Consider the following 25253-nt stretch of genomic DNA (forward strand, 5'->3'; position numbering starts at 1 on the left):
TCAGATGCCCTGCCAGGACGGCTTGTTCGCGTACGTGTACCGGTAGTAGTCGGCCAGCGCGAGCTCCGAGGCCGCTTCCTCGTCGACGACGACCGTGACGTGCGGGTGGAGCTGGATGGCGGACCCGGGCAGGAAGGCCGTGAGCGGACCTTCGACGGCATCCGCGACCGCCTTCGCCTTGCCCGCGCCGAAGGCGAGCAGCACGAGGTGCCGTGCCTGGAGGATCGTGCCGAGCCCCTGCGTGATGCAGTGCATGGGCACGTCGTCGATGGAGTCGAAGAAGCGGGCGTTGTCCTCACGGGTCTGGGCCGTGAGCGTCTTCACCCTCGTGCGCGAGGCGAACGAGGAGCCGGGCTCGTTGAAGCCGATATGCCCATCGGTCCCGATTCCCAGGATCTGCAGGTCGACGCCGCCGGCTTCGGCGATCGCGGCCTCGTAGTCGTCCCCGGCGTGCTCGATCCCCTCCAGCGCGCCGTCCGGAACACGGATCAGCGCGGGGTCGAGCCCGAGCGGCTCGACGACCTCGCGCCGGATCACCGAGCGGTAGCTCTCCGGATGCGAGGGATCGATGCCGACGTACTCGTCCAGTGCGAAGCCGCGCACCCTCGATACATCAGCTCCGGCGAGCGCCGCCGGCAGCGCCTCGTAGACGGGAAGCGGCGTCGACCCCGTGGCGAGGCCGAGCACGGCGTCAGGGCGGCGCGCGATGAGCGCGGCGATCTCGGCCGCGACGATCTCGCCCGCGCGCGCCCTGTCCTCGACGATGATGATCTCAGCCATGCCCTGCGGGTTCCTTCCGGTGCGATGATGCAGCCGCCCCGACGAGGGCTGCGCCCAGTGCCGCGGCCGGGGACCCGGGCGGCAGCAGTTCGATCCTGTCGTGGAGCTGGAGCGACCGCAGGAAGGGCGATCCCTCTGCATCCCGACGAAGCGCCGTGACGACCTGCGCATGCAGTCGGTCGCCCAGTGCCGTGATCCCTCCCCCGATCACCACGGTGTCCGCGTCCACGGAGAGCACGAGAACCCGCACCGCCGCTGCCGCGCCCCTGGCGAGGTCGGCACGCAGAGCCACCGCCTGCGCGTCGCCCTCGTCTGCGGCGTCGAAGATGTCCCTGATCGGCAGCGAGCCCGGCCTGCCCCATGCTTTGGCGAGCGCGCCGCCGCCGCAGAGCGTCTCGATGCAGCCACGCTGTCCGCACCCGCACGCGCGCCCGTTCGGGTCGACGCTGATGTGTCCGACCTCCCCCGCCGTTCCGCGGGCTCCGCGCCAGATGCGGCCATCCGTGACGACGCCGGCGGCGACACCGGTGCCGAGGTTGAGGTAGGCCAGCGCCGCATCGCCGCGCAGCGCAGCCGCACCGAGGGCGGCGGCCTTGACGTCGTTCTCGACGGCGATCGGCGCACGCAGGGTCGCGCCGACGCGACCTGCGATGTCCAGCGACTCGACGCCGAGGTTGACCGCGTGCACGACGCGGCCGGTCGCCTGGTCGATGAGGCCGGGGATGCCGACGCCCACCGAGGAGATCGCCGATGCCTCGACGCCCAGCTCCGCGCGCAGCTCGTCCGCACAGGCGATGATGCTCTCGATGACGGCGTCCTCGCCCCAGCCCGTCGCACGGCGGACGCGTGCGAGGATCGTGCCGTCCTTGGCGACGGCGACGGCATCCGTCTTGGTCCCGCCGACGTCGAGTCCGATGCGCACGCGCCGGTCCGAGAGCTCGACGATCTCGTCGCGCGCCATCAGCGCGCGGCTCCTGCTCGGGTCACGACACGCCCAACTGTCCGGAGAGCACCATGACAGCCGCACCGCGCAGCACGATGTCGTCCTGCAGGGTGCGGCGGATCGCGACGTCGTCGAAGACGCCCTCCAGGGTCCTCGCGCGCAGCGTCTCGACGGCTGCGTCGATGAGCGCGCCGTCCAGGAGGTCCGCGGGGCCGGAGATGACGACCTCGTCGAGATCGAGGGCGGCGACGATCGGAGAGATCGCGATCCCCATTCGGGTTCCCGCGTCCCTGAGCAGCTCATCGCGCGCCGAGGGCGCGGCATCGATCGCCGCGGTCAGGCGTCCGACGCTCAACCAGGCCTCGAGGCAGCCGTCCTTGCCGCAGGCGCACCGGGGGCCGCCGTCGGTGCCGACGACGACGTGGCCGATCTCCCCCGCGGCGAAACGGCTCCCGCGCAGAGGCTGGCTGGCGGTGATCAGGCCGGCGCCGACGCCGCGGCCGATCTTGATCAGCATGAAGTCCGCTCTGGCCTCGCCGAAGGTGTACTCGGCCAGGACCGCCGCATTCGCGTCGTTGCGCACGAGCACCGGGAGGCCCAGATCGAGACCGAGTCGTGCCTCCAGGGGGAAATCGGTCCATCCGAGGTTGGGCGAGCTGAGCACGAAGCCGTCGGGGCGGACGACACCGGGGGTTCCGACGCCGACGCCGAGGAGCGTCGTCGTGGATGCGTCGACGAGCGTGCGTGCCAGGTGCAGCGCGGCGTCGTACATCGCCTGGCCGCCCTCGGAGGGGCGCGCGATCTCCGCGCGGTGCAGCACCGCGCCGTCCAGGCTCAGCACGGCGCCCTGGAAGGAATCGGGGCCGGACAGGTCGAGCCCGATGATCTGGTGACCGTCTCGGTCGATGTCGATGAGGATCGGAGGCTTGCCGGGCCCTGCCGTCTCTCGGATCCCCTTCTCCACGACGATGCCGTCGGCGATGAACTCGGCGACCAGATCGGAGATGGTCACGCGGGTGAGCCCGGTCTCCCTGGAGAGATCAGCACGACTCATGGCGCCAGCGTGATAGAGGGTCTGCAGCACGAGGGCGCGGTTGTGCCCCCTGGCATGCTCTGGGAGCACTTTCGTGCGCGAGCGCAGGTGCCTGGCCGGCCCGAAGCCGTGCACGGCGGCGCCGACGACGGCCGCCGAGGCGACAGCGTTCTCATCCGATTCGGACATGTTTGTTAGTAGACCTTACGAACAAAAATTGCGCAACCTCCGCCCGGCTCGCCACCGGGAGGGTTACCGAAACGTTACTTCATCTCCGTGGCGTCGGTTGCGGCCCGCCGCGCGACGATCCCCGCGACGAGACCCGCCACGATCTCCTGCCGCGCCTCGAGGGTCATCGGCTTGCCCGGGACGCCAGGCCGACGCTGATCCGGTGCGGGTCCGTCGACAGGACGATACCGCACCCCTGCCGCCGCGAGCCGCCTCAGGTGGACGGGGAGCCGTCTCGCGAATCCCTCCCATGGCGCCGGAGCAGCATCCACCCAGAGCCGCTCCGCGATGGCGCTCAACCGCGGGAACATGGCGTAGTCGACGGCGTCCCTCGTCGCGAGGTGCTCCGTCCACGTGTTCGCCTGCCCGCCGGCGGCCCTCCGGTCGATCTCGAGCCGATAGGCGTCCTCGACCGTCAGCTCCGGTCCGACCGGCACCGGTTCGTCCGCCGAATCCGACTGACGGTAGTCCAGATACACCTGCAGATCGGGGCATGCCACGACGGGGATGCCTCGGCGCAGCGCCTCCTCGAGAGCGACGGGGCCGCGCCAGGCCAGAATCCGGACGCCCTCTGGCACATCGCCCTCCAGCACCTCGTCCCAGGCCAGCGCCGTCCGCCCCCTGGAGCGCACGTGCTGGGCGAACCGCTCGGTGAACCAGGGCTGGATCTCGCCCGCCGACCGCATGCCCCGCTCGGCCATGAACGCTGCGGCGGATGCGCTCCGCTCCCACTCGGCGACCGGGACCTCATCGCCCCCGATGCCGATCCACTCCGCATCGAAGACCTCGCACAGCGCATCGATCGCCGCCCGCCCGAAAGCCAGCGCGGCATCGCCAGGCGCGAGTGTGCGCTCGTTGACACCGAACCGCTCCCAGGGCTCCGTCACCACAGGGCCGGCATCGAGATTGCCGAGCTCCGGATAGGCCGCGAGCGCCGCCTGCACATGTCCGGGCAGCTCCACCTCCGGCACGATCGTGACGAAGCGCTCCCCGGCATAGCGCACGAGCTCACGGAGCTCGGCGGTGGTGTAGTACCCCTCGTGGCGTCCCTGCTCGACCCGTGCGTGCGGTCCGTGCCCCTGCTGGGTCGCGTCCCTTCTGGCGCCGACCTCGGTGAGGCGCGGGTAGCCAGGCACCTCGAAACGCCAGCCCTGATCGTCGGTGAGATGCAGATGCAGGATGTTGAGATGGTGCGCGGCGAGGAGATCGATCAACCGGCGGACGTCAGCCGCGGGGCGGAAGTGTCTCGCCACGTCGAGCATGGCACCCCGCCATGCGAAGGCCGGCCGGCCGCTCCATGCCCCCGCCGGCAGCCTCGATCCGATGGCGCGCTCCGGTGCGCAGAGCTGACGCAGCACGGTCGCCGCTCGGAAGACCCCGACCGGCGCGCCTCCGCGCAGTTCGATCCTCCCCTGACCGACCGTGATCTCGAAGCCCTCCTCCGCGCGGATGCCCGTGTCGACGCGCAGGGCGATCGTCGCGGCTCCGCCACCGGATGCGCGAAGACCCAGCGCTTCACGCAGCTGACGGGCGATGCCGGAGAGCTCCTGCGGTGCATCGATCGCCGTGCTCTCATCGAGCAGCACCGCCTCCGCGAGGGGATCGATGCGCGCGTCGACGTCGGGGACGACCGCACGATGCGGCGGCGGCGACATCCGCAGGGCACGGCCGGGGGCCGCTCCGGTCATGGCGCCGTACGAGACCACGGGCACACCGGCCACGAGCACCTCGACGATGCCCTCCGGAGCGGTCCTCGGCGTGTCGAAGGTGGCTCCCTCGGCGATGCGTGCGGGATCGAAGAGCACGAGGTCGGCCGTCGCACCGACGCGGACCACGCCGCGCGGCGCATCACCGCGATCGAGGCCGAGCCGGCGCGCGGGGAGGCCTGCGAGGTGGTGGACGGCTTCCTCGAGCCCCAGCACGCCGAGCTCGCGCACATAGTGCCCCAGGTACCGCGCGAACGTCCCGAAGCCCCGCGGATGGGGCTTCGCCCCGATGAGGATGCCGTCGCTGCCTCCCGTGTGGCGGGGGTGCCGCATGATCTCGCGGACGTTGGCCTCGTCGCCGATGTGCATGAGGATGCCGGTCGCACCGGCATCGGCGATCACGGTGTCCAGCACGACGTCCACGGCCGGTCTCCCGGCCGCTCGCGCGATCTCGTCGACGCGCCTCCCGACGAGTCCCGCCAGCGCAGGGTCGGCGACGCCGGAGATCTCGATGGCGGACCAGTCGGCCCGTTCTCCGTGGAACCCGTCGCAGCCGTGCTCCTCCAGCTCGACGCGCACGCGCTCTCGTCCATCGGCGTCGAGTGCGGCGAGGGTGGCGATGAGATCGCCGGTCGCGGCCAGCCTGCTGGGCAGGAGCGCTGCCAGGGTCGTCGCGCCGGGAAGATAGGGATAGGTGTCGAGCGTGACGTCCACGCCGTCGGCGACCGCCTCGTCCACGAGCGCGAGCAGCTCGGCCGCCCTGCCCCTGTTCGGGGCGAAGTTCATCGTGGCGTGGGTGAGGTGGATGGGGCATCCGGTCCGGCGGCCGATGTCCAGCGCCTCCCGGTACGCATCCAGCGCCGCCGCGCCGTAGCTGCGGGTGTGCGGGGCCCAGTAGCCGCCGCGCTCGGCCACCACGCGGCAGAGCACCTCGAGCTCGGCCGTCGTCGCGTACATGCCCGGCGTGTAGGTCAGACCGCTGGACATGCCGAATGCTCCGGCATCCAGCGCCTCGCCGAGCAGCTCGGCCATCACCGCGACCTCGGCGTCCGACGCCGGGCGGTCGGCGTGACCGACCACCATCATCCTGAGGTTCCCCTGCGGGACGAGCACCGCGACGTTCCCGGCCGTCGCCGCATCGACGGCCGCGATGAACTCGGCCGTGCTGCGCCACGGCGCATCGGCGAGGGGCCCGTTCCACCCCGCGATCTGGGCGGGGATCGCGACGGCCGCCGCATCGTCGAGGGGCGCGTAGCCGAGCCCGTCCTGCCCGATCACCTCGCAGGTGACGCCCTGCAGGAGCTTCGCCGTGTGCGCAGCGCCGCTGAGCACCGCGAGATCGCTGTGCGCGTGCATGTCGATGAAGCCGGGGGCCAGGACCAGACCCGAGGCGTCGATCTCAATCGATCCCTCGGGCAGCTCGCGCGCCGCGCCCGAACCGACGTGGACGACTCTCGCCCCCTCCACCGCGACGTCGGCGCTGCGCCGCGGCGCCCCCGTTCCGTCGACGACGGTCGCGCCGCGGTACACCCTGACTCGACCAGCCGCGGCCTGCTCCGCGCTCAGAAGCATGTCGCCACCGCCCCGATCACGAGCGGATCCACGGAATCAGGGTCGTCGATCACCGGCACCACCCGCCACTTGTCGAACGCCGTGCAGGGATGCGAGAGGCCGAGCCGGACGACGTCCCCGACGCGCAGGGGTTCGTCAGGGGCGATGCGCAGGAAGGCGTGCTGGTCGTTGAGCGCCGTGATCCGGCCCTCGACGCTCTGCGGGACGGGCAGGTCGATGTCGAAGGACACGTCGCGTCTTCCGGCATCCAGGATCGCCAGGGCGTCCTCTGGCCGGGAGACCACCCTGGACCACGCGTGCATGGCCGAGCGGAGCGGAGCGGTGGGCACGGCCGCGCCGAACGGCGACATCCGGGAGTAGAAGCCGTCGTCGTGGATCTGGAACGCCCCGGAGCGCAGCACGACGTCCGCATCGTCACGCCGTGCTCCGAGCACCGCCGCTGCACGATCGGGGAACGCGCTGCCGCCCGCCGTGAGCACCGGACGGACGCCGTCCGGGTAGGCGAGGGAGTCGTGCAGCCGGACGAGCTCACCCAGGTAGGCATCGACCGCGGCGAGCGATGCGCTCGATCGGTCCGGACCGAACGGTCCCTCGTAGCCGGCGACGCCGGCCAGGCGCAGCCCGGGCGACGCGAGGATCTCCGCAGCCACGGCCTGCGCCTCGGGGATGGTGCGCGCGCCGGTCCTCCCGCCCTCTCCCCCGAGTTCGACGAGGACGTCCAGCGGATGCTGCGCATCCGCTGCGCCTGCGGCCAGCAGCGCGACGGCGTCCGTCGAGTCGGCCCAGCACAGGATGCGAAGACCGGGAGTCTCCGCGAGCAGCTCGCCGAGCCCGGTCGCCGCGGCGGCATCCGGCACCGTGTTCGCGATGAGCACGGTGGGCACGCCGGCCTGAACGGCGACGCGCGCCTGCCAGGGCGTCGCGACCGAGATCCCCCAGGCCCCTGCCGCGAGCATCCGCTCCCACAGTGCAGGCGCCATGGTCGTCTTGCCGTGCGGTGCGAGGAGCACACCGGAGGCGGCGGCCCAGTCGAACACCGTCCGCTCGTTGTGCGCCACGGCACCCTCATGCAGCGTCAGCACCGGCGTGGAGAACTCGGAGAGGCGCAGCCCTGCTTCGGCCACCTCCGACAGGCGCAGCCCTTCGGCGCGCCGAGGGAAGGCCTTGGCCCACGGGCCGAGAACGGGATCCGGGTTTTGTAGAGGCACCTAACAATGCTACTAGGCTTGGCTCATGACCTCGAAGACCCGCATCACGACCGACGCCGCCCCCGCCCCCGCGCACACCTTCTCCCAGGGCGTGCGTAAGGGTCCCTTCGTGCAGGTCTCCGGGCAGGGCCCCGTCGACCCCGTCACGAACGAGTACCTCTTCCCCGGCGACGTCGCCGCGCAGACCACGCGGACGCTGGAGAACGTCAAGGCGATCGTGGAGGCATCCGGTGCCACCTTCGACGACGTCGTCATGCTCCGCGTCTACCTCACCAAGCGCGAGGACTTCGCGATCATGAACGACGCGTACGGCGCCTTCGTCACCGCGCACACCCCCAGCGGCGTGCTGCCCTCGCGGACCACGGTCTTCACCGGCCTGCCGCGCGAGGAGATGCTCGTCGAGATCGACGGCATCGCCGTCGTCTCCGACTGAGCACCGCGCGATGGGGAATGCTCCCCATCCTCGCCGGACGCCGGAACATGGTTGACTGGTCTGCGTTTGCTCATCGCACCGCTCAGCGGCGCACCACCGGAGGGGGATCACTCATGAACCGCACCATCGCAGCCTGGACGATCGCAGCCGTCGCCGTCCTCGGCCTCACCGCCTGCTCCTCGACGCCCAGCGCGTCGGAGGACACCGCATCCGACGACACCGCGACGTCGGAGGAGACCACGACCGAGGAGACCACGTCCGACCAGTCGCTGGCTGACGCCTGCGCCGCCGCGGCGACCGCGATCTCCACGGCGAGCGACGACCTGTCGTCGTTCGACGTCTCGACCGCCGCCTCCGACCCGCAGGGTGCGGTCGACGCGTTCTCGTCGACCGTCGACGCCATCGGCGCCGCAGCCGACGAGGTCACCAACCCCGAGGTCAAGGCCGCCGTCACCGCGGTCTACGAGGACTTCGCCTCGCTGCGCGACCTCTACTCCAAGGTCCTCATCGACGGCGACACCTCGGTCACCTCCGAGCTGTCCACGGTCGCCAGCGACCTGACCGAGTCGGCCACCGCCTTCAGCACGCTCTGCGCCGGCTGATAGACACATCCGAACGGCCCCGTGATCCCCGCGATCACGGGGCCGTTCCGCGTTTCCCGCACTGTGCGCGTGGTCACAGTGAACCGTTGCCGTTCCGTGACACGCGTCCCGTACGATTGGCTCGTAAGAGTCACGCCGACCACGGGGGGTGAGATCGTGACCGATCTCGTTGCCGCTTCCGGCTCGGACACCGCCGCGACAGAGGTGGTCTCCGAAGCCGTGTCTTCTGGTGCATCGGGGACGGGCGAGAACCCGCCCCTGGAGTGGGCCCCCATCGAGCCCGCACCGAAGAAGCGCCGCGTCGGCATGTGGGTCGGCATCGCCGCAGGAGTCGCCGTGCTCGGCGCCGCAGCGGCATCCCTCGTCCTCATCGCCCCCGGCACGAGCGTCGCCGGCATCCAGGTCGGCTGGCAGACCCCCGGCATGGCATCCGAGACCATCGCGTCCCGTCTCGCCGACACCGAGATCACCCTCACGGGCGCAGGCGGCGACGCCGTGCTCACCGGTGCGGACCTCGGCGCATCCATCGACGCCGAGGCGCTCGCGGAGCAGGCGTTCGCCGACCGTCCGATGTGGAACCTCGCCATGTGGGGCGCCGATCCCATCGATGCGACCATCACGATCGATCAGGATGCCGCGCTCAGCGCCCTGCGCAGCGCCGTCCCCTCCTCGTTCACCGATGCGACGGATGCCACCGTCGTCTTCGACGCCGCGACGAGCGCCTACGTCACCACGCCGGCGGCATCCGGTACCGGCATCGATGTCGACACGCTGACCGCCGCATTCATCGAGGCCGTCGGCGACGGCAAGAGCGAGCTCGACTTCTCGGGGGACCCGACCGAGGCCCAGCCCGCTATCTCCGATGACGAGGCGGCAGCCACCGCCGCGGAGCTCAACGGCATGCTCGGCACCATCGGCTTCTACGTCGGCGAGGAGCGCACGGTGCCCGTGGCGCCCGCCGTCGCCGCCACCTGGCTCACCGTCACCCCGAAGGACGGCGAGCTCGTGATCGACGCGGACGAGGCAGCCATCCAGGCCGTCGTCGACACCGTGCCGAAGGCAGTGAACCGCGCGGCGGTCAACGCCACGACGGTGGTCAACTCCTCCGGAGAGGTGCTCCGCGAGCTCGCCGCAGGAGCATCAGGCCGAGAGGTCGGCGACCTCTCCTCCGCCGCGAACGACTTCGCCTCGCAGCTCAGCGACGGCAACGCCGCGTTCGCACTCCCCGTCGAAGAGGTCCCCTTCCAGACCACCGATGTGGTCCGCAAGGTCGAGGTGAACCTCAGCGAGCAGCGGCTCTACCTGCTGGAGAACGGCAAGGTCATCGATTCCTGGCTGATCTCCAGCGGCAAGCGCGGAAACGACACCGAGACCGGCACGTACACCATCAACTGGAAGCTGGAGAGCCAGAACATGGGCCGCGAGGACACCTCGGTGCGCCCCTTCTACTACCAGCCGAACGTGCGCTGGGTGATGTACTTCAACGGCGACCAGGCGCTGCACGGCGTGTACTGGCACAGCAACTGGGGCAACCGCATGAGCCACGGCTGCGTCGGCATGCCGAACTCACGCGCGCAGCAGATCTACGAGTGGGCGCCGCAGGGCGTCGAGGTGTGGATCCACAACTGAGCGGCATCTCCCGCTGACGACGAAGGGCCGGATGCTCGAAGCATCCGGCCCTTCGTCGTGTCCTGCCCGATCAGCCGATCGCGTCGATGACGGCGTTCAGCGTGGCGGACGGACGCATGATCTTCTCGACCTTGGCCGCATCGGGGCGGTAGTAGCCGCCGATGTCCGCGGCGGCGCCCTGCGCGGCGATGAGTTCGGCGACGATCTCGTCGGCCTTTCCGGTCAGCTCGGCCGCGATCGGCGCGAAGGCGGCGGCGAGGTCGGCATCCTTCGTCTGCTTCGCCAGCTCCTGCGCCCAGTACAGGCCCAGGTAGAAGTGGCTGCCCCGGTTGTCGATCGTGCCGAGGGCGCGCCCTGGCGAGCGGTCCTCCTCGAGGAAGGTCCCGGTCGCGGCATCCAGCGTCTCGGCGAGAACGCGGGCCTTCTCATTGCCCGTGCGGTCGGCGAAGTGCTCGAGCGATGCCGCCAGCGCGAAGAACTCGCCCAGCGAGTCCCAGCGCAGGTAGTTCTCCTCGACGAGCTGCTGGACGTGCTTGGGCGCGGAGCCGCCGGCACCCGTCTCGAACAGACCGCCACCCGCGAGCAGCGGAACGATCGAGAGCATCTTGGCCGACGTCCCGACCTCGAGGATCGGGAAGAGGTCGGTCAGGTAGTCGCGCAGCACGTTGCCGGTGACCGAGATCGTGTCCAGGCCATGACGCAGACGCGCGAGCGTGTAACGGGTGGCCTCCTCCGGCGCGAGGATCGTGATCGTCAGGCCCTTGACGTCCAGCGTCGCGAGGCCCTGGTGCACCTTGGCGATGATCTGCGCGTCGTGCGAGCGGTTCGCGTCGAGCCAGAACACCGCGGGAGCACCGGTCGCACGAGCCCGCGAGACGGCGAGACGCACCCAGTCCATCACCGGGATGTGCTTGGTCTGCGTGGCACGCCAGATGTCCCCGGCGCCGACCTCGTGCTCGATGAGCACGGAGCCCTCGCCGTCGAGAACCTGGACGGTGCCCGCCGAGGCGATCTCGAAGGTCTTGTCGTGGCTGCCGTACTCCTCGGCCGCCTGAGCCATGAGGCCGACGTTGGGGACGGTGCCGATCGTGGCGGGGTCCAGCGGTCCGTTGGCGATCACGTCGTCGATGACGGCCTGGTACACGCCGGCATAGGAGGAGTCCGGGATGACCGCGAGGGTGTCCGCTTCGCCGCCGTCCTTGCCCCACAGCTTCCCGCCGTTGCGGACGAGAGCCGGCATGGAGGCGTCGACGATCACGTCGCTGGGCACGTGCAGGTTGGTGATGCCCTTGTCCGAGTTCACGTAGGAGAGCTTCGGACCGCCTTCGAGCGCGCGCTCGAAGGCCGCCGCGATCTCCGCGCCGCCTGCGATGCCGGAGAGGCCCGCGAGGATCGAACCGAGGCCGTCGTTCGCGCTGAGACCCGCTTCGGCGAGCTGCTCGCCGTACTGGCCGAAGACGTCGGCGAAGAACGCCTTGACCACGTGGCCGAAGATGATCGGGTCGCTGACCTTCATCATGGTCGCCTTGAGGTGCACCGAGTAGAGCACGTCGTCGACCTTCGCCGTCTCGAGCGTCTCGGCGAGGAAGGCGTCCAGTGCCGATGCGGAGAGGAAGGTGGCGTCGATGATCTCGCGCGGAAGGACCTTCAGGCCCTCCTTGAGGATCGTGACCGTGCCGTCCTCGGCGATGTGGCGGAAGCTGAGGACGTCGTCGTGCGCGGCGACCCAGGAGCGCTCGTTGTGCTTGAAGTCGTCGTGGCCGAGCGTCGCGACGCGGGTCTTGGACCCCTCGGCGAAGGGCTTGTTGCGATGCGGATGCTTCTTGGCGTAGTTCTTCACGGCCAGCGGAGCGCGTCGGTCGCTGTTCCCCTCGCGCAGCACCGGGTTCACCGCGGAGCCCTTGATGCGGTCGTAGCGGGCCCGGATGTCCTTCTCCTCGAGCGAGGAGGGCTCGTCGGGGAAGTCCGGGATGTCGAAGCCCTTCTCCTGCAGCTCCGCGATCGCGCCCTTGAGCTGCGGGATGGATGCCGAGATGTTCGGCAGCTTGATGATGTTGGCCTCAGGCAGCGTGGCGAGGCCGCCGAGCTCGGCGAGCGCATCGCCCACCTGCTGCTCGGGGGCGAGCTTCTGCGGGAACGCCGCCAGGATGCGGCCCGCGAGCGAGATGTCCCTGGTCTCGACGTCGATCCCGGCCTGGCCGGTGTAGGCCTTGATGATCGGGAGGAAGGAAGCAGTGGCGAGCGCCGGTGCCTCGTCGGTGTAGGTGTAGATGATGGCGTCGTCGGTCACCGCGAGATTCTCCGTTCACGAGGGCATTTGTCTCGATACCAAGATACCTGAGTGCCCGGATCCGCGTTCCGCCCGCACAATGAGGACCTTCGTCTGATGCTGGAAGGCTCCGGGAGAGGTTACCCTGGGCATATGTCCGAACTGCGCGTGGTCGAACTGTCCGCTGCGACGATCGTCGCCGTCAACAACCTGTCCCTGAAGCCAGGCCAGGAGCAGTACCTCGCCCCGGTCTCGTACGGCATCGCCGCGACGGTGATCAACCCGCAGACCTCGTGGCAGCGCGTCGTGCTCGACCGCAACGAGGTGGTCGGCTTCGTGAGCGCGAACTTCGACGAAGAAGCACCGGAGGAGCACTTCCGCTCGGTGCTGTGGCGCATCAACGTGGACGCGGACGACCAGGGCCGCGGTGTCGGCCGCTTCGCCGTCGAGGCGCTCATCGATGAGGCCCGCACCCGCGGATTCGACCATGTGAACGTCATCTACGAAGCGGGCGACGAGGGTCCTGAGGCGTTCTTCACGCGCGTCGGATTCTCCCGCGTCGGCGAGACGGAGTACGGCGAGGTCATCGCCGAGATCCGGATCTCCTCCTAGACCGGCGGCGGGGCCTCGGATCCCCTCCCCCACCGAGACCCCGTCGCCCTATTTCGTCACGGCGTGCAACATAATCACCCGCGGCCCACTAGGCTCGCACCATGCCCGAGACCTGGACCTGGCCGACGCTGCACGACGCGCAGCGCAGCCTTCTCCTCGACGTCCTCGTGCACGGATCGCGGTCGCGGGCCGATCTCACCCGCCGCACCGGCATGTCACGGGCATCGCTCTCCCGTCTGACGCGTGACCTCGTCGAGCTCGGGCTGCTCACCGAAGGGGCTCCGGAGTCCGCGCCCGGCCGCGGACGTCCGTCCGAGATGCTGCACGTCGCTCCGGATGCCGCCCGCTTCGCGGGCATCAAGCTCACCGGCGACGCGCTCTACGCGGCCGTCACCGACCTCTCCGCCCGTGTCGTCGACACCCTCGAGCGGCCGCTGCCCTCCAAGGACGTGAGCGCCGTCGTGGAGCTCATCGGCGAGGTCGTCGACGAGCTCAGGGCGCGACACGACCGCATCGGCGCCGTCGGCGTGTGCCTCGCCGGCGACGTCGTCGGCCCGCAGAGCGCGCGAAGGATCATCGGATCGCACTTCCTGGGGTGGGAGAACGTCCCGCTCGCGGATCTCGTCGGCGAGCGCACCGGCCTTCCCACCGACATCAACAACGATGTCCAGGCGCTGACGGCCGCGCATCACTGGTTCGGCGCCGGCCGCGGAAGCGCGTCTATGGCCCTCATCGGCCTCGGGGTCGGCATCGGCGCAGGGGTCGTGAGCAACGACGAGCCCATCCGCGGCGCGCACGGCCACCCCGGGAAGGTCGGCCACCTGCGGGTGACGGATCGCGGGCCTCGCTGCGACCGCGGCCACGTCGGCTGCGTCTCCGCCTTCGTCACCATTCCCGCCGTCGAGCGGGTCGCCGCCGGTCGCAGCTTCGACGAGGTCCTGCGCCTGGCGGACGAGGGCGATGAGGCGTGCACGGAGATCATCCGATCGGCCATCCGCGCGCTCGGCATCGTGATCGCGAACCTCATGTCGATCACGGATGTCGAGAAGATCATCGTCACGGGAGAGGGGCTCGGCATCGCCGAGTCCGATCCCGGCCTGCTCACCGACTCCGTCGCGGAGGCGCTCGATCCCGCCGGCGAGCTCGCCCCCATCCTCCTGCATCCCTTCCGGTTCGCCGACTACGCCTGGGCAGGCGCGGTCGGAGCGATCCGGCTCGTACTCCGACCCCCGAGGACGCCATGACACCCCGCACCACCGCATTCGCCCCCTCCGCCGTCCTGTTCGGCGGGGATTACAACCCCGAGCAGTGGCCGGAGTCGGTCTGGCACGAGGACATCGCCTTGATGACGGAGGCGGGGGTCAACATGGTCACCCTCGGCGTCTTCTCGTGGGGGATGCTGGAGATCGACGACGACGTCTGGGACTGGGGCTGGTTCGATCGCATCATCGGGATGCTCTCGGATGCCGGGATCGGCATCGACCTCGCCACCCCGACGGCAGCCCCGCCGATCTGGCTGCACCGCGAGCATCCGGAGATCCTGCCCGTCGACCGACGCGGCGCCCGCTATCACCAGGGCGGGCGGCTTCAGTGGTGCCCCAGCCATCCGACCTGGCAGGCGTACTCCCGTCGCATCGCCCAGCGCCTCGGCGAGCGCTACGGGCAGCACGAGAACGTGCGCATGTGGCACGTGAGCAACGAGCTGGGCGGCGGCAACCGGCGCTGCTACTGCGATGCCTCGACGGCAGCGTTCCGCATCTGGCTGGAGGAGCGCTACGGGGCGGTCGACGCGCTCAACGCCGCGTGGGGCACCGCGTTCTGGGGGCACCGCTACCGGAGCTTCGACGACGTCATCGCACCGCTGGACAGCGAGGCGCAGCAGAACCCTGCGCTGCTGCTGGACTTCGACAGGTTCAGCTCCGACGCATTGCGGGGTCAGTACCGTCTCGAGCGCGATGCCCTGCGCGAGGCTGGCGTGACGACGCCGATCACCACGAACCTCATGGTCGACCCGAAGGGTGCGGTCGCCGACTACGCGTCCTGGGCCCCCGAGCTCGATGTGATCGCGATCGACCATTACACGCTGACGGCCGACCCGCATCGCGAGCGGGAGCTCGCCTTCGTCGCCGAGCGGACCAGGGGGCTCGCCGAGGATCGCCCGTGGCTCGTCATGGAGCACTCGACGTCCGCCGTGAACTGGCAGCCTCGCAACCGCCCCAAGGCTCCCGGCGAGATGACGCGCAACAGCCTGCAGCACATCGCGCACGGAGCGGACGGCGCCCTGTTCTTCCAGTGGCGCGCCTCGACGGCCGGCGCCGAGCAGTTCCATTCCGCGATGGTGCCGCACGCCGGTCCCTCGACCCGCCAGTGGCAGGAAGTCGTCACCCTCGGCGGGCTGTTCGGACGGCTCGGGGAGGTGACGGGGAGCGTCGTGGAATCCTCCGAGGTCGCGATCCTCACCGACGACGTCTCGCTGTGGGCGTGGCGCAACGGCCAGAAGCCGGTGCACGATCACCCGCTCCACGACGACGCCAGGCAGTGGTTCGAGGCTCTCGCCGCGCGAGGGCTCGCTCCGGAGATCCGCACGCCGCAGGCCGCGCTCGATCGCTACCGTCTCATCGTCGTCCCCTCGCTGTACCTCGTGGACGACGCCGCGGCTGCGCGCATCGCGCAGGCAGCCGAGCGGGGCGCGACGGTCGTGGTCGGCCCGCTGTCCGGCATCGTCGATGCGGACAATCGCGTCCGCCGGGGCGGATATCCCGGCGCCTTCAGGGAGCTGCTCGGTGTGTTCGGCGAAGAGCTGCATCCGCTCCTGAGCGGCGAGCGCCTCACGACGGATGCCGGCGCCGTCATCGCCGACGTCGCGACGCGCGTCAGGGCGGAGGATGCCGAGGTCGTCCAGCGCTATGCGGGCGGCGTCCTCGACGGCCTGCCCGCCGTGACCAGGCGCACCGTCGGGGCAGGCGCCGCCTGGCACCTCACGGGCCTCGTCGAGGACGGCTTCGACGACGTCGTCACCGCGGTGACGCGGAGCGCGGGTGTCCGCCGCCTGGTGCCGTCGACCGCCGATCTCGAGGCCACCCGCCGCATCGCAGGCGACGCGTCCTGGCTGTTCCTGCTCAACCACGGCGAGGAGGCCGTGACCGTGCAGGCCGAAGGCGTCGACCTCGTCTCCGGTGCAACCGTCGCGGGAGAGCTGACGCTTCCCGGCGGCGGCGTCGCGGTCATCCGCGAGAACCGCTGACCGCAGGGGTCTGGTCGGGCCGCACGGCCCGACCAGACCCCTGATGGCTCAACCGAGGCGCGGGGCGAGCCACTCGGCCTGCGCGACCCACTGGTGGGTCTGTCCGCCTTCGTGCCCGTTATACGCGTAGACGACGATCTCGCGGTCCTCGACCTCGAGATGGTTGTAAGCGGCGAACACGCTCGAGGGCAGCACGATGCCGTCCATCAGGGCGACGGAGAACAGCGCGGGTGCGGTGACCCGGCGAGCGAAGTTGACGCCGTCGAAGTACGAGAGGGTCTCGAAGACGCGCTCGTCCTGGTCGCGGTGCACGGCGAGGTAGCGCGTGATCTCCATGAACGGCTGATCGGGAGTCACCTGCACGGACCGGGTGAAGTGGCACAGGAACGGCACGTCCGGCATCACGGCGGTGAGGCCGGGGACGAGCCCTGCCACGGCCAGCGCGATACCGCCGCCCTGGCTCGCACCCGTCACGGAGACGCGGCCCGCATCGACGAACGGCAGCGTGCGCACCGCATCGACCAGCCGGACCCCGTCGGTGAACAGCCGCCGGTAGTAGTAGGTCTGGGGATCGGAGATGCCCCTGGTCATGAAGCCAGGCACGGAGCCGTCCGAGCCGTGCGGATCGGGGGTGTCGCCGCCGGTGCCCCAGCCGCTGCCCTGGCCACGGGTGTCCATGAGAATGTGCACGTAACCGGCGGCGGCCCACTGCAGCCGCTCCCCCGCGACGCCTCGACCGCCGTTGTAGCCGATGTACTCGATCACCGCCGGGCGGGGCTCCTCCGTGCGCGGCCGGGTGATCCACGCCTTGATCGGCTCGCCGCCGAAGCCGGGAAAGGTCAGATCTTCGACGATCAGCTCACGCACCGGCGTACGGGCGGCCTCGATGATCGACGGGGTGTCGAAGCGGCGCGCCTCGGCGATCGTGTCGCGCCAGAATGCGTCGAAATCGGCAGGCTGGGCGATCTCGGGCCGATACTCGCGCAGCAGCTCGATGGGCATGTCGGTCAGCGGCATTGCTCTTCTTTCTGTTCAGACATCCGATCAATTTCGGATTCTCGCTTGACTTTATGTTTCAGGACAACACAAAATAGCAGGTGCACCCCACCCTGACCGCTTCATTCGGCAACGGAGCCCCGGGGGTACCGACACCGCCGTCAGAGAGGAAATCCCGTCACATGACATCCAACCACCGCGCAGCGCGCACGTCGGCCCGCTGGGCCGCCGCCCTGCTCACCCCTGCCCTCGCCGTCTCCGCTCTCGCCGGATGCGCGAGCGAAGGAACAGGCACCGCCGACGGCGAGCCCGTCACCATCGAGTTCTGGGGATGGGTCCCCGGCCTCGAAGATCTCGTCGCCCAGTGGAACGACGAGAACCCCGACATCCAGGTCGACTTTCATCGGATGACTGGCGACGACGGGCAGAAGGTCGAAGCGGCCGTGGACGCCGGCAAGGGCCCGGACATCGTTCAGCTCTCCACCCACAACCTGCCGGAGTACGTCATCTCGGAGCGCGTCGTGGACATCACCGACTACGTGGCAGAGGACGAGTCGAACTACACCCCCGCCTCATGGAGCGCGGTGTCCTTCGACGGTCGCGTGTTCGGCGTCCCGCAGGGCATCGGCCCCGCCGCGACGATGTACCGCACGGACATCTTCGAGCAGTACGGCCTCGAGTTCCCCGAGACCTGGGACGAGTACATCGAGACCGCGCGCGCCCTCAAGGCCGCCGACCCCGAGGTGCACATCGCCAACCTCTCCTCCGCGGAGATCGGCCAGTGGGCCCAGGAGATCCAGCAGGCCGAGAGCAGCTGGTACGGCATCGACGGCGACTCCTGGACCGTCGGCGTCAACGACGAGGGCAGCAGGCTCGTCGCCGAGCGCTGGCAGACCCTGCTCGATGAGGATCTCGTGACCACCGAGCAGATGTGGACGCCCGAGTACTGGGCACTCGTGAACAGCGGAAAGATCGCGACGATCAGCTACGCCGCCTGGTTCCCGAGCATCCTCGCCGAGAACGCCGCCGACCTCGCCGGCAGCTGGAGCATCGCGCCCATGCCGAAGAACGCCGGTTCAGAGAATGCCGGAGACTCCGGCGGTGCAGCCGTCGTCGTGCTGAAGAACACCGTGAACGCCGAGGCCGCGGCGACCTTCGCCTCGTGGCTGAACGGCTCGGACGACACGCAGGAGACCCTGATCACCGTCGGCGGCCTGTTCCCGTCCACCGAGAACGGTCTGGCCTCGCCCGCGCTGCTGCAGGAATCCGACTTCTTCGGCGGCCAGGTCGTCAACGAGGTCTTCATCGAGGCAGCAGGCGAGACGCCGGCCACCTGGGTCGAGGGCCCCAACTACGGCACCATCCAGACCGCGATCACCGACGAGTTCGCCAAGGTCGTCAACGGCCAGGGCACGTTCCTCGAGGCACTGGACACCGCCCAGGCCGCAGCGATCGCCGATCTCACCTCGCGCGGTCTGAACGTCGCGGAGTGAGTCACCCGTGACCCGCACCGCCAGCACGTCCTCCCGGCGCCGGTTCTCCGGCGCCGGGAGGCCCTGGGTCCCGTACGCGTTCGTCGCGCCGTTCGTGATCCTGTTCCTCGTCTTCCTCGTCGCCCCGATCATCGTCGCCGTCGTGAACAGCCTGTTCTCCCGGCAGTCCTCCGGCCTCGGCTTCGGGGGGACCTCGATCGACTTCGTCGGCTTCGACAACTACCTGCGCGCCTTCGCCGACGCCGACTTCCTGACCGGCTTCCCCAAGGTGCTGCTGTACGGCGCGATCCAGGTCCCGGTGATGATGGTCATCTCCGCAGGGCTCGCGCTGCTGTTCGACTCGGCGCTGGTCAAGGGCAAGCGCTTCTTCCAGTTCGCGATCTTCCTCCCCTACGCCGTGCCGAGCGTCATCGCGGCGCTGCTGTGGGGCTTCCTCTACCAGCCGTCGGTCAGCCCGATCCTCCAGCTGCTCTCCTCCTGGGGCGTGGATGCGAACCTGCTCGGTCCTGGCACGGTGTGGTTCTCGATCGGCAACATCAACCTCTGGTCGCTCATCGGCATCAACATGATCATCCTCTTCGCCGCACTGCAGTCGGTGCCCCGCGAGATGTACGAGGCCGCCAGGCTCGACGGCGCCGGCGAGCTGCGCACGGCCCTTCAGATCAAGCTGCCCATGATCGCGCCCGCGTTCCTGCTCACCGTGCTCTCCTCCGTGATCGGCACGCTGCAGCTGTTCAACGAGCCGCAGGTGCTGCAGACGATCACCTCGAACATCCCCAGCGACTTCACCCCGAACATGGCGATCTACGCCGCGAACACCCTCGGCAAGGACGCGAATCTGTCGTCCGCGATGGCCGTGCTCCTCGGGGTCGCGACGCTGATCATCTCCCTCCTGCTCCTCGCCGCGAACCGGCGCACCACGAAGCGAGCATCCGATGGCCTCTGACACCTCTCTCACCCGCACTCTGACGGCTCCGAAGAGCCGCCCGCGCACCACGTTCGTCAACGGCGATCGCGTCAGCCGTCCGTGGATGATCGTCGTCACGATCGTCATGATCCTCGTCGCGGCGTACTTCCTGATCCCGGTGATCTGGCTGTTCATCGCCTCGACGAAGTCGACCGGCGATCTGTTCTCGACGAACGGGTTCTCCTTCGCGGAGTGGAACCTGTGGAACAACCTCGCCGAGCTCAGCACCTACCAGGACGGCATCTTCTGGCAGTGGAGTCTGAACTCCGTGATCTACTCGGTGCTCGGCTCAGCGCTGACCACCCTCGTCTGCGCGATCACCGGGTACGCCCTCGCGGTGTACCGCTTCCGCGGTCGCGGAACGCTCATCGCCGTGATCATGGGCAGCCTCCTCGTGCCCGGCGCCGTGATCGCCCAGCCCACCTACGTGCTGCTGGTCGGTCTCGGGCTCGACAACACCTACCTCGGCCTGCTGCTGCCGGCGCTGGTGTACCCGTTCGGGGTTCTGCTGTGCTTCATCTACGCGCAGTCCTCCGTGCCGATCGAGCTCGTCGAGGCCGCACGGCTCGACGGCGCAGGCGAGTTCCGCATCTTCGCGACCATCGGCATGCGGCTGATGTCGACGGGAATGGTCACCGTGCTGCTGTTCGCCTTCCTCGGCAGCTGGAACAGCTACATCCTCCCGCTGCTCGTCCTCACCGACTCCTCGCTGATGCCGCTGACCGTCGGTCTCACCGGCTGGAGCCAGTCGTCGATCACGATCCCGGGCCTGCAGATCCTCACCGTCGTGGGGTCGATGGTCTCGATCATCCCGATCGCGATCGTCTTCCTCTCGCTGCAGCGGTTCTGGAAGGCCGGCCTGACCGCCGGCAGCGTCCGCGGCTGAGACGATGACCGTCCTGAGATTCACCGGAGCGGCAGGCGCCTGGCTCGAGCGCCTGCCGCTGGGCGACGGACGCCTCGGCGCGATGACCGACGGCGGAGCGCACCGGACACGATTCCAGCTGAACGACGAGACCGCCTGGTCGGGATCGCCGGACAGCGAATCCCTGGGCGGCGTGGCCACCGCCGAGGAGTGCGCGCGGCTGCTCGGCGAGGTGCGTGCTCTCCTCGCCGACGGCGACGAGAGCGCCGCGGAGGCACCGCTGAAGGCGATGCAGACGCGCTACGCCCAGTCGTACCTCCCCGTCGGCGACCTCGAGGTCGCCGTGGATGCCGAGGAGCACGGGCTGGTCCGCGAGCTCGACCTCGCCACCGGCATCCATCGGTCACGGACCCCGGAGCTCGAGACGACCAGCTTCATCGATCCGGTGACGAGCGTGCTCGTGCACGTCGTCGACGGCGCATCGGATGCCGGGATCACCCTCTCCTCCCCGCTGCAGACGGTGCGGGAGGAGTCAGACGCGCAGCGCGGCACCGCCATGCTGCTCGTGCGGCTCCCCGACGACGTCGCACCCGGCCATGAACCGGATCTGCCCGGCGCGCGCTGGGGCGGAGCATCCCTGCACGCGGCGATCGCCGCGCGCCGGATCGCGCACGACGGCGGCGTCGTCGTCCTCGTGACGACCGCGACGACGTTCGCAGGGCCCGGTGCAGCCCCGGATGCCGATGCAGAGGCCTCGGTTGCGGCTGCCGCAGGACGCCTCGACCGCGCCGAGCGCGATCTGCTGTCCATCGGCGCCGACGGCCTCGCCGCACGTGCGAGCGATGCCCTGAGCGCACTGCTCGGTGACGCGGCACTGCGCATCGAGAACGCGACGGAGCCCGCCACCGACACCGCGACGCGTCTGGATGCGGCGCGTCGCGACCCGCGCGGTGTCCTCGTCTCCGATCCGGGCCTCGTGGAGGTGCTCTTCGACTACGGCCGTTATCTGCTCGCCTGCTCGTCACGGCCTGGCCGCCTGCCCTCGACCCTGCAGGGCATCTGGAACGCCGATCTGCGGCCCGCCTGGGGAAGCGCGTACACGCTGAACATCAACACCGAGATGAACTACTGGGGTGCGCAGGTGACCGGGATGCCCTCCGCCGCCGCACCCCTCACGGATTTCACCCTCGCCCTGGCCGATGCCGCCGCCGTGCAGACCCGTCGCCTGTACGACGCCCCCGGGTGGACCGTGCATCACAACACCGATGCCTGGCTGTACTCCACCGCGCCCGGACGGGGAGCGGGCGACCCTCGTTGGTCGTTCTGGCCGCTCGGCGGTGCGTGGCTGGGAGCGCTGCTCACCGAGGCGTGGGAGTTCGGGGCGGTCGGGAAGACAGAGCTCGCGCGCATCTGGCCCGCCCTGCGCGGCGCCGCGCAGTTCGCGCTCGCCTGGCACCACGACGGCACGACATCCCCGGCGACGTCCCCGGAGAACGCCTACCTGCGCGACGACGGATCCTCCGCCTCGCTCGCCCTCACGACGACGATGGACACCGCGCTGCTGCGCGCGCTGTTCACGAGGGCCGTCCGCGCCGCCGAGGAGCTGGGCCTCGACGACGACATCGCCGCCGCTGCGGCGGATCGCCTGCGTGCGCTTCCGGCTCAGCCGGATCTGGACCCGTCCGGTCGCATCGTCGAGTGGGATCGTCCGCGCGAGGAGGAGGATCCGAAACACCGCCACCTGAGCCACCTATGGGGTCTGTACCCCGGCGTCGAGCGCTGGGACGAGAGCCGCCGCGCGGGTGCCGCCCGAACGCTGGAGCGCCGGGGGGACGATTCCAGCGGCTGGTCGCTGGTGTGGAAGCTCGCCCTGTGGGCGAGGCTGGGCAGGGCCGACAAGGCCTCCGACCTCCTCGCGCTGTCGCTGCGTGACGCGAACACGACCAGTGGACCGTGGGCGGGCGGGCTGTACCCCAACCTGTTCGCCGCCCACCCGCCGTTCCAGATCGACGCGAACCTCGGCATCGTCGGCGCCATCGCCGAGCTCCTGCTGCAGTCGCACGACGGCATCCACCTGCTCCCCGCCCTTCCCGCCGAGCTGCGCTCCGGCAGTGTCAGCGGCCTGATCGCGCGCCCGGGTATCGTCGTCGGAATCACCTGGCGCGACGGCGAGCTCACGATGGCGACCCTGCGCGCACGGAGCACGGCGCAGGCCGGCCCCCGACTCGTACGCTGGGGTGGCCGGAGCATCGCTGTGCACATCGATGCAGGACACGACACCATCGTCGACGCCGGCTCCTTCGATACGGCGCACCCCCTCGGCGACACCACGACCACCATCACGGACGGAAAGACGGAGAGCACCCGATGACCATGCAGACAAGCGGACGCCAGGACTACCGGGACTCCGGCCTCGTGTTCCCCGAGGGCTTCACCTTCGGCTCGGCGACCGCGTCGTACCAGATCGAGGGCGGTGCCGCCGAGGACGGCCGCACCCCGTCCATCTGGGACACCTTCAGCAAGACGCCGGGCAAGGTCTGGAACGGCGACACCGGCGATGTCGCCTGCGACCACTATCACCGCACCGAGGAGGACCTCGATCTCATGGCGGAGCTCGGCCTGGAGGCCTACCGCTTCTCCATCGCCTGGCCTCGGATCGTCCCGACCGCCGACGGCGGCGTCAACCGCGCGGGCGTCGACTTCTACTCGCGCCTCGTCGACGGACTGCTCGAGCGGGGCATCCGTCCCGTCGCGACGCTCTACCACTGGGATCTCCCGCAGTACCTGGAGGACGAGGGCGGCTGGACGAACCGGGCGACCACCGATGCCTTCGAGCGGTACGCGGCCGTGATGGGCGAGGCGCTCGGCGACCGCGTGCACACCTGGACCACGCTGAACGAGCCGTGGTGCTCGGCGTATCTCGGTTACGGCCAGGGCGGGCACGCCCCCGGTCGGCACGAGCCGGCATCCGCGTTGTCCGCCGTGCACCATCTGAACCTCGCGCACGGTCGAGCGCTACAGGCGCTGCGCGCCACGTCCACGGGCGACCCGGACTACTCCGTGACGCTGAACTTCCACGTCCTGCGCGGTCAGGGCGACGGCGCCGCAGACGCGATGCGCCGCATCGACGCCCTCGCCAACCGGGCCTTCACCCACCCGATGCTGCGCGGCGAGTACCCCGCCGACCTGCTCGCCGACACGGCGGCCGTGACGGACTGGGGCTTCGTGCAGGACGGTGACCTGGCAACGATCAACCAGCCGATCGACGTGCTCGGGGTCAACTACTACTCCACCGCGACGGTGCGCCTCTGGGACGGCGTCTCGGAGAAGCAGCAGAACGACGGCCACAAGGGCGCCGAGGGCGGCACGGCGTGGCCGGGCAGCAACGAGATCGTCGAGTTCGTCGAGCAGCCGGGGCCCTACACGGCGATGGGTTGGAACATCGCACCGGAAGGGCTCGAGGAGCTCCTGGTCTCGCTGTCGGAGCAGTTCCCCGAGCAGCCGCTCATGGTCACCGAGAACGGCGCGGCCTTCGAGGACGAGGTCGCGGAGGACGGCTCGATCCCCGATCCGGAGCGCACCGACTACCTCCGCCGCCACTTCACGGCCGCGCACCGCGCGATCGAGCGGGGCGTCGATCTGCGTGGCTACTTCGTGTGGTCGCTGCTGGACAACTTCGAGTGGGGCTACGGCTATGCGAAGCGGTTCGGCATCGTGCGGGTCGACTTCGACACCCTGGAGCGCACCGTCAAGGACTCCGGCCACTGGTATCAGGAGCTCGTGCGCACCCGCACGATCCCGGCTTGACCCTGCCCTCGAAGCCCCCGCCCTCGTGGCGGGGGCTTTCGGCTATCTCCCGGGCCGGTCTCGCCTGGACAGGGCTGCCAGCGCGGATGCGGCGGCAGCGGCGGCCCTCTCGATGACGTCGGCCGAGAGCGTGATCACCTGCTGGGCGGCATCCTGCCACGCCGCCGGGTCCGGCTTCTCCCCCGCGGCCAGCCTCGCGTGTCGCTCCGCCTCGTCGAACGCGCTCTGCAGGCGCTGCACGGCATCGCGGTAGGCGATGTACTCCTGGGGTGTCGTGCCGTCCTCCGTCGGCCTCGCGCGCTGCGCCGTCTCGACCGCCGTGAGGAAGGCCGCTGTAGCCGGGGCGTGCGCATCGCTCATCGCGGGGTACGCGATCTGCAGCCCCGGATCGGTCTCGTAGCGCATCCAGCGGACGAGCACGGTGTCGTGCGCGGTGCGCAGGCGTGCGACGGGCGTCGGCTCCGCCCGGGAGGGGATCGCCGCGCGCTCGGTCGCCACACGTGCGCGGAGGTGTCGTACCTTCGCTGCAGCGGCCTTCGCCTCGCGCTGACCCGTCTGCAGCGTCCGGCGCGCCCGTGCGACGTCGTCCGCGCTGACGCGGGACGCCGCGCGCTCCGCGACCGCTCTGGCGACCTCGGCCCTGGCCACCCTGACGGCCTGCTGAGCCGCCGTGGCCTCCGACACCGCCTCGCGCAGTTCGAGCGTCGCCGCGTCGTAGCCGATCCTCCGCTCCGACCCTCTCCGTCTCACCGCCCACACCCCCGCAGCTCCCGCGGCTGCTGCGGCGGGCAGAGCCCACCAGAACTCGAGCAGCACCGGATCCATGCCTTCATGCTAATCGGGGGCGGATGCTCGAGGCATCCGCC

The 25253-nt window shown here is 70.1% G+C and carries 19 protein-coding genes; 11 read left to right on the forward strand and 8 right to left on the reverse strand.

From position 1 onward, the window contains the following. From ACWGJP_RS01450 to ACWGJP_RS01470, 5 genes are all read right to left on the reverse strand, one after another. The gene (locus ACWGJP_RS01450) at positions 1–780 is read right to left on the reverse strand and encodes a glucosamine-6-phosphate deaminase (RefSeq protein WP_452327971.1); all 780 of its coding nucleotides are present in this window, start codon (positions 778–780) and stop codon (positions 1–3) included. Next, positions 773–1741: an ROK family protein gene (locus ACWGJP_RS01455; protein ID WP_452327972.1), complete on the reverse strand. Its 969-nt coding sequence runs from the start codon at positions 1739–1741 to the stop codon at positions 773–775. The genes ACWGJP_RS01450 and ACWGJP_RS01455 overlap by 8 nt, the downstream gene beginning before the upstream one ends. Positions 1742–1763: 22 nt before the next feature. After that, entirely contained in the window at positions 1764–2945 is a 1182-nt protein-coding gene (locus ACWGJP_RS01460) for an ROK family transcriptional regulator (protein ID WP_452327973.1), read from the reverse strand. A 74-nt stretch (positions 2946–3019) separates the two neighbouring features. Beyond that, a complete protein-coding gene (locus ACWGJP_RS01465; RefSeq protein ID WP_452327974.1) occupies positions 3020–6262 on the reverse strand; it encodes a family 20 glycosylhydrolase in 3243 nt (1080 codons plus the stop codon). Then, positions 6253–7470 (reverse strand): alanine racemase, encoded by a 1218-nt coding sequence (locus tag ACWGJP_RS01470; RefSeq protein WP_452327975.1) that lies wholly within the window; start codon positions 7468–7470, stop codon positions 6253–6255. Before ACWGJP_RS01470 ends, ACWGJP_RS01465 begins: the two co-directional genes overlap by 10 nt. 25 nt (positions 7471–7495) lie before the next feature. Between ACWGJP_RS01470 and ACWGJP_RS01475 the strand changes: the two genes are divergently transcribed. From ACWGJP_RS01475 to ACWGJP_RS01485, 3 genes are all read left to right on the forward strand, one after another. After that, positions 7496–7903 (forward strand): RidA family protein, encoded by a 408-nt coding sequence (locus tag ACWGJP_RS01475; RefSeq protein WP_452327976.1) that lies wholly within the window; start codon positions 7496–7498, stop codon positions 7901–7903. A gap of 113 nt (positions 7904–8016) precedes the next feature. Then, positions 8017–8505, forward strand: a complete 489-nt coding sequence (locus tag ACWGJP_RS01480) for a hypothetical protein (protein ID WP_452327977.1) — start codon at positions 8017–8019, stop codon at positions 8503–8505. A gap of 156 nt (positions 8506–8661) precedes the next feature. Beyond that, positions 8662–10134 (forward strand): L,D-transpeptidase family protein, encoded by a 1473-nt coding sequence (locus ACWGJP_RS01485; RefSeq protein ID WP_452327978.1) that lies wholly within the window; start codon positions 8662–8664, stop codon positions 10132–10134. Between the two features lie 70 nt (positions 10135–10204). On the opposite strand, the gene ACWGJP_RS01490 is transcribed toward ACWGJP_RS01485, so the two are convergent. Next, the gene (locus ACWGJP_RS01490; RefSeq protein WP_452327979.1) at positions 10205–12424 is read right to left on the reverse strand and encodes an NADP-dependent isocitrate dehydrogenase; all 2220 of its coding nucleotides are present in this window, start codon (positions 12422–12424) and stop codon (positions 10205–10207) included. Between the two features lie 132 nt (positions 12425–12556). Here ACWGJP_RS01490 and ACWGJP_RS01495 point away from each other — a divergent pair, with 132 nt between their 5' ends. From ACWGJP_RS01495 to ACWGJP_RS01505, 3 genes are all read left to right on the forward strand, one after another. Continuing rightward, entirely contained in the window at positions 12557–13015 is a 459-nt protein-coding gene (locus tag ACWGJP_RS01495) for an N-acetyltransferase family protein (protein WP_452327980.1), read from the forward strand. 101 nt (positions 13016–13116) lie between these two features. Next, positions 13117–14259 carry an ROK family transcriptional regulator gene (locus tag ACWGJP_RS01500; protein ID WP_452327981.1) on the forward strand — a complete coding sequence of 381 codons (1143 nt, stop codon included), beginning with the start codon at positions 13117–13119 and terminating at the stop codon, positions 14257–14259. Beyond that, positions 14256–16259, forward strand: coding sequence for a beta-galactosidase (locus ACWGJP_RS01505; RefSeq protein ID WP_452327982.1), 2004 nt, complete (start codon positions 14256–14258; stop codon positions 16257–16259). Before ACWGJP_RS01500 ends, ACWGJP_RS01505 begins: the two co-directional genes overlap by 4 nt. Positions 16260–16307: 48 nt before the next feature. Here ACWGJP_RS01505 and ACWGJP_RS01510 read toward each other — a convergent pair whose 3' ends face one another. Beyond that, positions 16308–17276 carry an acetylxylan esterase gene (locus tag ACWGJP_RS01510; RefSeq protein ID WP_452327983.1) on the reverse strand — a complete coding sequence of 323 codons (969 nt, stop codon included), beginning with the start codon at positions 17274–17276 and terminating at the stop codon, positions 16308–16310. A gap of 161 nt (positions 17277–17437) precedes the next feature. Here ACWGJP_RS01510 and ACWGJP_RS01515 point away from each other — a divergent pair, with 161 nt between their 5' ends. From ACWGJP_RS01515 to ACWGJP_RS01535, 5 genes are read left to right on the forward strand one after another with little or no spacing between them, the layout of a single operon-like run. Then, positions 17438–18748: an ABC transporter substrate-binding protein gene (locus ACWGJP_RS01515; RefSeq protein WP_452327984.1), complete on the forward strand. Its 1311-nt coding sequence runs from the start codon at positions 17438–17440 to the stop codon at positions 18746–18748. Positions 18749–18755: 7 nt separating this feature from the next. Further along, positions 18756–19694, forward strand: coding sequence for a carbohydrate ABC transporter permease (locus tag ACWGJP_RS01520; protein WP_452327985.1), 939 nt, complete (start codon positions 18756–18758; stop codon positions 19692–19694). Then, entirely contained in the window at positions 19684–20601 is a 918-nt protein-coding gene (locus ACWGJP_RS01525; protein WP_452327986.1) for a carbohydrate ABC transporter permease, read from the forward strand. The genes ACWGJP_RS01520 and ACWGJP_RS01525 overlap by 11 nt, the downstream gene beginning before the upstream one ends. Positions 20602–20605: 4 nt before the next feature. Next, positions 20606–22951 carry a glycosyl hydrolase family 95 catalytic domain-containing protein gene (locus ACWGJP_RS01530; RefSeq protein ID WP_452327987.1) on the forward strand — a complete coding sequence of 782 codons (2346 nt, stop codon included), beginning with the start codon at positions 20606–20608 and terminating at the stop codon, positions 22949–22951. After that, on the forward strand, positions 22948–24387 hold the full coding sequence (locus ACWGJP_RS01535; protein ID WP_452327988.1) for a GH1 family beta-glucosidase: 1440 nt from the start codon (positions 22948–22950) through the stop codon (positions 24385–24387). Before ACWGJP_RS01530 ends, ACWGJP_RS01535 begins: the two co-directional genes overlap by 4 nt. Positions 24388–24429: 42 nt before the next feature. Here ACWGJP_RS01535 and ACWGJP_RS01540 read toward each other — a convergent pair whose 3' ends face one another. Next, positions 24430–25212 carry a hypothetical protein gene (locus ACWGJP_RS01540; RefSeq protein WP_452327989.1) on the reverse strand — a complete coding sequence of 261 codons (783 nt, stop codon included), beginning with the start codon at positions 25210–25212 and terminating at the stop codon, positions 24430–24432. Positions 25213–25253 lie beyond the last annotated feature (41 nt).

Source organism: Microbacterium sp. NPDC055903 (assembly GCF_053615555.1).